Origin of the sequence: Allocoleopsis sp. (assembly GCF_036703385.1) — a bacterium.
In the GTDB taxonomy this organism is placed as follows: Bacteria; Cyanobacteriota; Cyanobacteriia; order Cyanobacteriales; family Coleofasciculaceae; genus Allocoleopsis.
The window spans coordinates 23644-31936 of record NZ_DATNPA010000517.1 but is presented as its reverse complement, the minus strand read 5'-3'; the positions used below and the strand labels follow the sequence as shown (position 1 = coordinate 31936).

Genomic DNA, 8293 nt, shown 5'->3' with positions numbered 1-8293 from the left:
GTTTCCGCTGTCGTCTAGCTCCAAGAAATACCCTTTCGATTTTTTCGCCTTAGGAGCCGACTCACCGTCTTTGGATTTTTTACCACCGAAAAGCCCGCTAAAAAATCCAGCGATTCCGCTGAACAAGTTTTTGATAAAATCAAACATTTACAGATACTCCTGGGTTTTTAGATGAATTTATGTGAGTTGCCAAAGATGGAAAAAAATTCTGCCAACTTTGATACAAGACTATATATTACGACTGCCGATCCTCAGTGGCTACTTCTTGAATAAAGCTTCGCCAAATTTGCAGCCAGATTGAATTATGAATTTTTACGGCGACACAGTGCAAGGTTGGTGGCTGCTTCTTTGCAAAACTTTACACTTTAATGTTACTTAGTATACAGGTTCACATTCCGGTTGAGAAAGCTTACAGCATCGTTTATCTATATTTACAATCATCTCATACTTTCGGGAAAAACCTAGGACACTGAGGTAGCTGTACCAGATTAACGGAGTCATAGGTCAACAGCATGACTAAGCTTGGATTAAATGAGTTATTCGAGCAACTATGAATGGTGCGAGCGATTCCACTCGGTGTACACAACCCGGACGCAACCCTGTATTACTGATTCACGGCATTAGTGACACGATCGCTGTCTTTAGCAAGATGGCTCCTTATCTGAGCCGACTGGGCTGGTCAGTACATAACTTCAACATGATACCCAACAACGGGGACTGCTGTCTTGACCTATTGGCAAAGCAAGTGGCTGATTATGTGGCTCAGACATTTGACCCCAAACAACCCATCGATATTGTTGGCTTCAGCATGGGGGGTATTGTGTCGCGCTACTATATTCAACGGTTGGGGGGCGCTGAGCGAGTGCAGCGCTTTGTAAGTATATCTGCTCCCAACAACGGCACTTTAACGGGTTACCTTTCTGGACGTCCTGGCTGTGTTCAGATGCGTCCAGATAGTGCATTTTTACAGGATTTGAATCGGGATGCTATCGATATCCTGGGACGCCTGAACTTTACCGTGATTTGGACGCCTTACGATTTAATGATTGTCCCGTCGAATAGTTCCCAGATGCGAGTCGGAAAAGAGGTTACGGTACCTGTTCGCCTCCATTCCTGGATGTTGACTGATGATCGAAGTCTCAATGCGATAGTGACGGCGCTTTCGGAACCGATGTTAGCTAACTCGCGGCAATCCCTACGTTTGTAGCTCAGGTGCTAACTCAACGGTTTATCAGTGTTCTGGCGAATAAATTGATGAACTCTCCCGGTGCCAACTTTCCCATACTAGGGAGGCGTTCTTGACGGTGTGCCTTCAAATAAACGTACTCACAAATCACACTATCCAGGTTGGTGTCACTATTGATTTTCCAAGCTTCTATCTCGGCTCCCGTGAGTCTAGTCTGTTCAAAGTTAGTACCTGAAGCGCTAGTACTTATCAAACTGGCTCCACTGAGGTTGGCTTTCTTGAAGTTGGTACCACTGAGGTTGGCATTACTGAGGTTGGCTCCGCAGAGATTGGCATTACTGAGGTTGGCTCCGCAGAGATTGGCATTACTTAGCTTAGCTTTACTCAGGTTGGCACCACTGAGATTGGCACCACTGAGATTGGCACCACTGAGGTTAGCTTTACTCAGGTCGGCACCACTGAGATTGGCACCCCTGAGGTTGGCTCCTTTGAGGCTGGCTTGTTTGAGGTTGGCACCACAAAGGTTGGTTTTACTGAGGTCGGCTTCAGTGAGAATGGCTACAAAAAAGTTAGCCTCACTGAGGTCAGCTCCACTGAGGTCGGCTCTACTGAGATCAGCTGTTGAGAAATCTGCCAAAAAAAGGTTGGCTCCTTTGAGGCTGGCTCCACAAAGGTCGGCTCCGTAGAGCTTGGCGTTAAATAAATTTGCTCCAGTTAAATCTGCTGAACAGAGGTTGATATGTCGTAAGTTGACTTCCCTGAGGTTGGCGTCTCGGAGATCAGGAATTAAGTGATTATTTTGTCCCATCCAAGCGTTCCATGTATTTACTCCTTGAGCGAGGACGCCAACATGTCTGTGATTTGTCATCTATCCGAGGGTGGGTGATTTATGGTTGTCTGTAGCATAGCCTACCATGCAACGAGTAAAACGTTCAAAATGTCAAGAAAGAAAATCTAAAAATTTAAAAACTATCCCCATTTATGTGGAGTATGACTGGAGTAGTTAAAGATTTCTAGAAAAATTCTTCGGTCAAAGTACAGGCTCACTGATGAGGTACTCTACAAAAGGTAGATTGAAGACTTAGATTTTATAGCAGATGGCAGTTTATCAAGTCCGGTTAGTAAACCAGGCTCTCAATCTTGACCGTACCATCTCAGTACCCGACGATCAGTACATCCTGGACATAGCAGAGGAAGCGGGTATTCGTTTACCGGCTGGGTGTCGAGAAGGAACCTGTTCATCATGTATCGCCAAAATCATCAGTGGAGAGGTAGAGCAAAGCGAACAACATTTCCTTCAACCATCTGAAATTACCGCTGGGTACGCCGTTACCTGTGTTGCTTACCCCTTGTCGGATTGCACGTTAGAAACACACCAAGAACAAGTTTTGTATAAAGACTCTCTCTACTTTAAACAGACGTTTTGAATGATCGCGATCGCTTCGTCTTCGTTAAAACTATAGCGTAGGGAAGTAGTTTTTGGCACTTTGTATCAAGCTAGCAGTAAGAAGGCTGACGCTCCGCTAGCGCCCCCACAAAAATCATGATTCTTGCCCGGAAATAACAAAATAGGGATAACGGGTAATTAGGACATGGGAGGAACTTGTGGGAGTTCTAGCCAAAAGCGACTGCCTCGACCAATCTGAGATTCTAGGCCAACCTGTCCCCCCAAACGTTCGATACCTTTACGAACGATCGCTAATCCAATGCCGCTACCAGGGTAGGAGTCGGCACCATGCAATCGCTCGAACACTCGGAAGATTTGTGGCTGGTATTTTTCCTCAATGCCGATACCATTGTCTTCTACCCAAAGACGTATATACCTGGTGGAGGAGTGGGATTTAGCGTCCCTAGGGTCTGTTTTCAAACCCGGAGTTCCCCCTAAATCCCCCTTAAAAAGGGGGACTTTGACTGAATTCTCCCCCCTTGTTAAGGGGGGCTGGGGGGGATCTGAATCTGGCGGGGAAGTTGGAAAACACGCCCTATTGCCTTCTTCCTCACTTCCAGTTTCTTCAGCCCAAATTCGTACTGTTGGCTGTACATCCGGAGGCACAAATTTAATGGCGTTCGATACCAGATTGGCAATCACCTGAACCAGGATAGCGCGATGACCCATGACTTCGGGTAGGGGTTGCTCTACTGTCACAATTGCCTGTCGCGCTTGAATCTCTCCCTGAAGTTGAGTCAGCACCTCGGCTACGATCGCAGACAAATTGAGCGGACGAATCTGAATTTCAGTTCGACTCAGACGGCTATACTCCAGTAAATCGGTAATCAACCCATCCATCCGTTGTGCGGCACCAACCAGATGGGTAATCATCGTCTGCCCCATTTCATCTAACACGTCAGTGTAGTCCTCCAACAGGGCTTCCCCAAACCCTTGCATGGCTCGTAGGGGCGCACGCAAGTCGTGGGCAACCGAATAGCCAAACGTTTCCAGTTCGGCATTGGCTTCTTGCAGTGCTGCCGTGCGCTCTTGCACCCGTTGCTCAAGTTCGGCAGCATAGCGCTGGAGTTGTTCCCGCAGACGGGCTTGCTGAGTGGCGACAGCTAGCTGGTTGGCAACCTCAGACGCAATTTCCTGATGTTCCAAGGTAAATGCCCCAACTTCTGCGGCAAACAAGTCAAGCTGACCCATCAATTCGCCTTCAACCATCAAAGCAGCAGACAGCCAACTCCGCTTACCTTCAGCGAGTTGGTGTTCCAGCAGGAATGGACGCGGCTCAAGAGTGGTAAGGTCTTCTACGTAACGAACAGTTCCTTGGTGTAGCGGCATGGTACTAGGCATCAGGTTAGACAGCGCTATGATTTCGCCGGGGGATCGCGAATCTAACTTGCCTGCCAGGAGTTGGGCTTCGTTCCTTGCAAAGTCGAACAAGGCGATCGCTGCTTGCTGACAGGGGATTACACCACGTAGGCGTGAGAGAGCAGCAATAGCTAGCTCCGCCGAAGACTCTGCCCTCAAGATTGCACGGTCAATTTCGTGTAACGCTTCTAGGCGTTGGGTCAAACGGCGCAATACTTCCTCTGCCTGTTTGCGCTTGGTAATGTCTAGATTCACCACCACCCCACTCGCTATAGCCCCCGTTTCATCCCGAATGGGAACGGCGGAATTGAGGATGGTTTTTCGACTCCCATCAAACGCCTCGATTTCAATTTCTTGTTCAAGAGTAACTTCCCCTTGGGTGAGAGCACGAACTAAAGCCCACTCATTGGTAGCAATGGGTTTGCCTGTATCAACCCACCAGCCTTTGTATTGCCGATACTCACTCATTTCATTCAGTAGTGGCGCGTCTTCACCCCAGATGGTGCGAGTCATGGAATTCGTTTGCAGAATTTTCCCAGTACTATCAGAAATGAAAACTCCCACCGGGAGTAATTCCAGTACAGTATGCAGGCGTTTGCGTTCGAGATCGCTACTACGCTTTTCTCTCACCAATAACTCTTCTGCATTCTTGCGAGCGGTAATCTCGAATCGAATCGCGAGATATTGAAAGGGTTTCCCTGCGTCATCCAGGAACGGAACAATTGTGGTATCTACCCAGTAGAAACTTCTATCCTTTGCTCTATTCTTGATTTCTCCATGCCAGACACGACCTTTAGTAATGGTTGACCAGAGGTTTCTAAAGAATTCTTTTGGATGATACCCCGAATTGACAAGGCGATGAGTTTGCCCGATGAGTTCTTCCCTGGAGTATTTGGAGGTTTGGCAAAATTTGTCGTTTACATCCGTGATAATTCCCTGTGCATCAGTTACAGCCAGGATTGCCGCTCGGTCTAGAGCCCATTTTACGTCTGATAAGTCTTTGACTAGCTTCTGTAATTGTTCCTCAACTCGTTTCCGCTCGCTGATATCGCGGGTAACATTGGAGAAACCGCGCAAATTTCCAGCTTCATCTCGTAGTGCCGTAAGGGTAATACTCGCCCACAACAGTGAGCCATCTTTGCGTCGTCGCCAACCTTCGCCTGCAAAATGACCTTCTGCCGTCGCGATTTGGAGTTCTCGTTCGGGTGCGTGGCGCTCAAGATCTTCTGGTGGAAAAAGAATTGAGAAATGCCGACCCTGAATTTCTGCGGCTTTATAGCCTTCAATGCGCTCTGCTCCCGTATTCCAGCTACTAATGCGTCCTCCTGGGTCTAGCATGAGAATGGCGTAATCTTCCACGCCTTCCACTAGCAGGCGATAACGTTCCTCACTTTCCTGTAAGGAAAATGCGATCGCCTCAGTTCGCAGCTTAGCACTCCTTAGAGCCTCGCATAAGGAACTAATCAGCATCCCCTCCACCAAGAAGATGCAGAGTCGAAGGATATCACTCACTCGGGGAAGGCTCAGAGAAAAGAACGGTGGCAAAAAGAAATAGACGCCGACCAAAGCACTCAAAGCTGTGGATAGTAGACCGGGCTTCAAGCCACCATACCAGGCGCTGACCATGACTGGCATAATAAAGGCTAACAGAGGAGCCTCGCCCCCCAGAATCGGCTGTAGTAGAAAACGGAGTAACAAAGCCAGCAGGCTTGTTAGCACCGCAAGACCGTAGCGTTGTACCCAGGTTCGTTTCAGGCTTGGCATAGTCCAGACTCCCGGTAGCAGACGAGTAATTCTCACAAAAGAAAGTAACTCTATGATCACAGTCTATTTAGAGGATTGACTGCGCTCCTAAATTTGTCCTGGTCTTGAGCGTCAGCATGAATGATCTGTAGCTTCAGAGTGATGACACGGCTCGTAAAACCTCCTGAAATGAGAATGAGTGATTTTTAGGGCTTTAGGACTTACACAAGCGTCACAAAAAACTGGTTTTTTGCTTTTAGTAAGGGATTTATGCCTTTAGAATGAGGACTAAAGTCCTCACTACGAACTGAAAATTATATGACATTTACTTTAAGGGGAATGGGAAATCGGGAGTATAGAGGGGTGAACCCATGTTAAAAAAACGTGGGATTGAAGCAAGGATATTTGAATCAAGAGGCAATGATTACCTAGTAAATCAAACGTTTTTTATTTATGATGTGGGCTTTAAATCCACGACAAAAGTTCTCTTTCCCTATTCCCGACTCCCAACTCCCAAAACCGAAGCTTTTTTGTAATTTCTGTTGTTGAGCAAAAATCTCAAAGATAGATGCTTCGCCTTCTACTAATTGATGACAGCCCAGAAGATCGGCTTCTGATCGTCTATGAACTAAGGCGTGAATTTCCCGATTTACAAGTCGAAGAAGTTGTCCAGGCAGAAGGTTTCAGCCGCGCCTTAAACGCAGGCAATTTCGACTTGGTCATCACAGACTACCAAATCCGTTGGACTGATGGACTGATCGTTCTACGAAAGATTAAGTCTCGCTATCCCAACTGCCCCGTCCTGATGTTTACAGGGAGTGGTAATCAAGAGATTGCCGTCGAAGCCATGAAGGCGGGGTTAGATGATTACATTATCAAGTCCCCCAAGCATTATATTCGCGTACCCATTGCGGTACGCTCATGTTTGCAACGAGCTGAGTCTCAGCAGAAAGTTTTGCGGCTGGAGATGCGCTTAGAATCTCTGCTGAATCGATTAAATGTAGGGGTGTTTCGTGCAACGTTAGAGGGACGAATCTTAGAAGGGAATGCCGCGTTTTTGCGTTTATTGGGTGTCAATTCTTTACAAGAAGCCTTTTCCCTCAATTGGCAAGATCTTTTCCCAAACTTAGAAGCGGGACTCGACTCCTTGAACCCAGAGCGTGAGGTACAGTTACGCCGCTCTGATGGCAGTTTCATCTGGCTCTCGGTGAGTCAAACCCTGAATACTACTGAAGATGAGCCAGTGATTGAAGGACTGATAGAGGATATCACCGATCGCAAGCTCGCTCAAGAGGCACTCCAACAAGCCAGAGACGAACTGGAAATCCGAGTGGCAGAACGCACCCAGGAATTACGGCAGGCGAATGAACTACTGCTTGTTGAGATGCAAGAGCGAGAACAGGCACAACAGGACGTGCGCGATCGCGAAGAACGTTACCGACAACTTGTGGAATTATCTCCCGATGCCATATTTGTCCAATGCGATGGAAGATTCCTTTTTGTCAATAGTGCAACCGTTAAACTGTTCGGCGCAAAAAGCCAGGACGAGTTGATTAACCGACCCGTACTCGATATTGTGCATCCAGACGATCAGGACATTGCCTCCGAACGGATACGACACCTAAGAGAACAAGGGAAACCGGTCGAGCGGAGGGAAGAGAAGTTTCTTAAACTCGATGGGACTGTTATCGATGTCGAGGTGGCAGCGGCTCCCTTTACCTATCAAGAGAAGCCAGCGGCTCAAGTCGTTGTCCGGAACATTAGCGATGTCTACGACGAGCTTCGGTTACGCAAACGAGCAGAAGAAGAACTCCGCAATGCTCTGGAAAAAGAAAGAGAACTCAGCCACTTTAAATCCAGATTTATTAGCACAATCTCTCACGAATACCGCACCCCATTGACTATTATTCAGTCTTCGGCTGAATTACTCGAACGCTACGAACACAAATGGTCAAAGGAGAAAAAACTGATTCATTTCCAGCGAATTCTGGCAAGCACCAGGCATTTGACCAACTTGGTCAACGATGTGCTGTTCATCGGTCAAGCTGAGATGAAGAAACTGGAATTCAACCCGGCACAGTTGAACTTAGAAGAATTTTGCTTGGGACTGGTGGAAGAATTTTGCTCTAGTATTAGCAACCAAACTACCATCACCAGTAATATTCAATGTAACTGTACTAACGCCTGTCTTGATGAAAAACTTCTGCGACAAATCCTCGCCAATTTGCTCTCGAATGCTATCAAGTATTCCCCGGATGGTGGCACAATTCGGTTTGACCTCGAATGTAGAAAAGGTGCCGCTACTTTAAGAATTCAGGACTCTGGTATTGGCATTCCAACCGAAGATTTTTCTCAACTATTTGAGTCGTTCCATCGTGCCAGGAATGTTGGCACAATTCCTGGTACAGGTCTAGGGTTAGCTATTGTAAAAAAGTGTGTGGATTTGCATGGGGGTCAGATTACTGTAGAAAGTGAAGCTGGTGTAGGAACGACGTTTACCGTTACGCTGCCATTTTCTCCCCCAAGCTGTACTTTTGCTTATGAACTTTAATAGGATT

At 47.1% G+C, this 8293-nt stretch carries 5 protein-coding genes; 3 read left to right on the top strand and 2 right to left on the bottom strand.

Annotation, left to right across the window (positions count from 1 at the left end; genetic code table 11):
• Positions 1-550: 550 nt before the first annotated feature.
• A complete protein-coding gene (locus V6C93_RS25190; RefSeq protein ID WP_333479417.1) occupies positions 551-1207 on the top strand; it encodes a triacylglycerol lipase in 657 nt (218 codons plus the stop codon).
• A 13-nt stretch (positions 1208-1220) separates the two neighbouring features.
• Here V6C93_RS25190 and V6C93_RS25185 read toward each other — a convergent pair whose 3' ends face one another.
• Entirely contained in the window at positions 1221-2054 is an 834-nt protein-coding gene (locus tag V6C93_RS25185; protein ID WP_333479416.1) for a pentapeptide repeat-containing protein, read from the bottom strand.
• A gap of 229 nt (positions 2055-2283) precedes the next feature.
• Between V6C93_RS25185 and V6C93_RS25180 the strand changes: the two genes are divergently transcribed.
• Positions 2284-2613, top strand: a complete 330-nt coding sequence (locus V6C93_RS25180) for a 2Fe-2S iron-sulfur cluster-binding protein (protein WP_333479415.1) — start codon at positions 2284-2286, stop codon at positions 2611-2613.
• Positions 2614-2771: 158 nt separating this feature from the next.
• Here the strand turns inward: V6C93_RS25180 and V6C93_RS25175 are convergent, their stop codons facing one another.
• The gene (locus V6C93_RS25175) at positions 2772-5756 is read right to left on the bottom strand and encodes a PAS domain S-box protein (RefSeq protein WP_333479414.1); all 2985 of its coding nucleotides are present in this window, start codon (positions 5754-5756) and stop codon (positions 2772-2774) included.
• A gap of 547 nt (positions 5757-6303) precedes the next feature.
• On the opposite strand from V6C93_RS25175, the gene V6C93_RS25170 reads away from it, so the two are divergent.
• Complete coding sequence (locus V6C93_RS25170) at positions 6304-8286, top strand: PAS domain S-box protein (protein ID WP_333479413.1); 1983 nt, start codon at positions 6304-6306, stop codon at positions 8284-8286.
• Positions 8287-8293: the final 7 nt, after the last annotated feature.

Bases quoted from the DNA above. Each gene is read 5' to 3' on its own strand.
- V6C93_RS25190 (WP_333479417.1), top strand. From the start codon at position 551: ATGAATGGTGCGAGCGATTCCACTCGGTGTACACAACCCGGACGCAAC.
- V6C93_RS25185 (WP_333479416.1), bottom strand. From the start codon at position 2,054: ATGACAAATCACAGACATGTTGGCGTCCTCGCTCAAGGAGTAAATACA.
- V6C93_RS25180 (WP_333479415.1), top strand. From the start codon at position 2,284: ATGGCAGTTTATCAAGTCCGGTTAGTAAACCAGGCTCTCAATCTTGAC.
- V6C93_RS25175 (WP_333479414.1), bottom strand. From the start codon at position 5,756: ATGCCAAGCCTGAAACGAACCTGGGTACAACGCTACGGTCTTGCGGTG.
- V6C93_RS25170 (WP_333479413.1), top strand. From the start codon at position 6,304: ATGCTTCGCCTTCTACTAATTGATGACAGCCCAGAAGATCGGCTTCTG.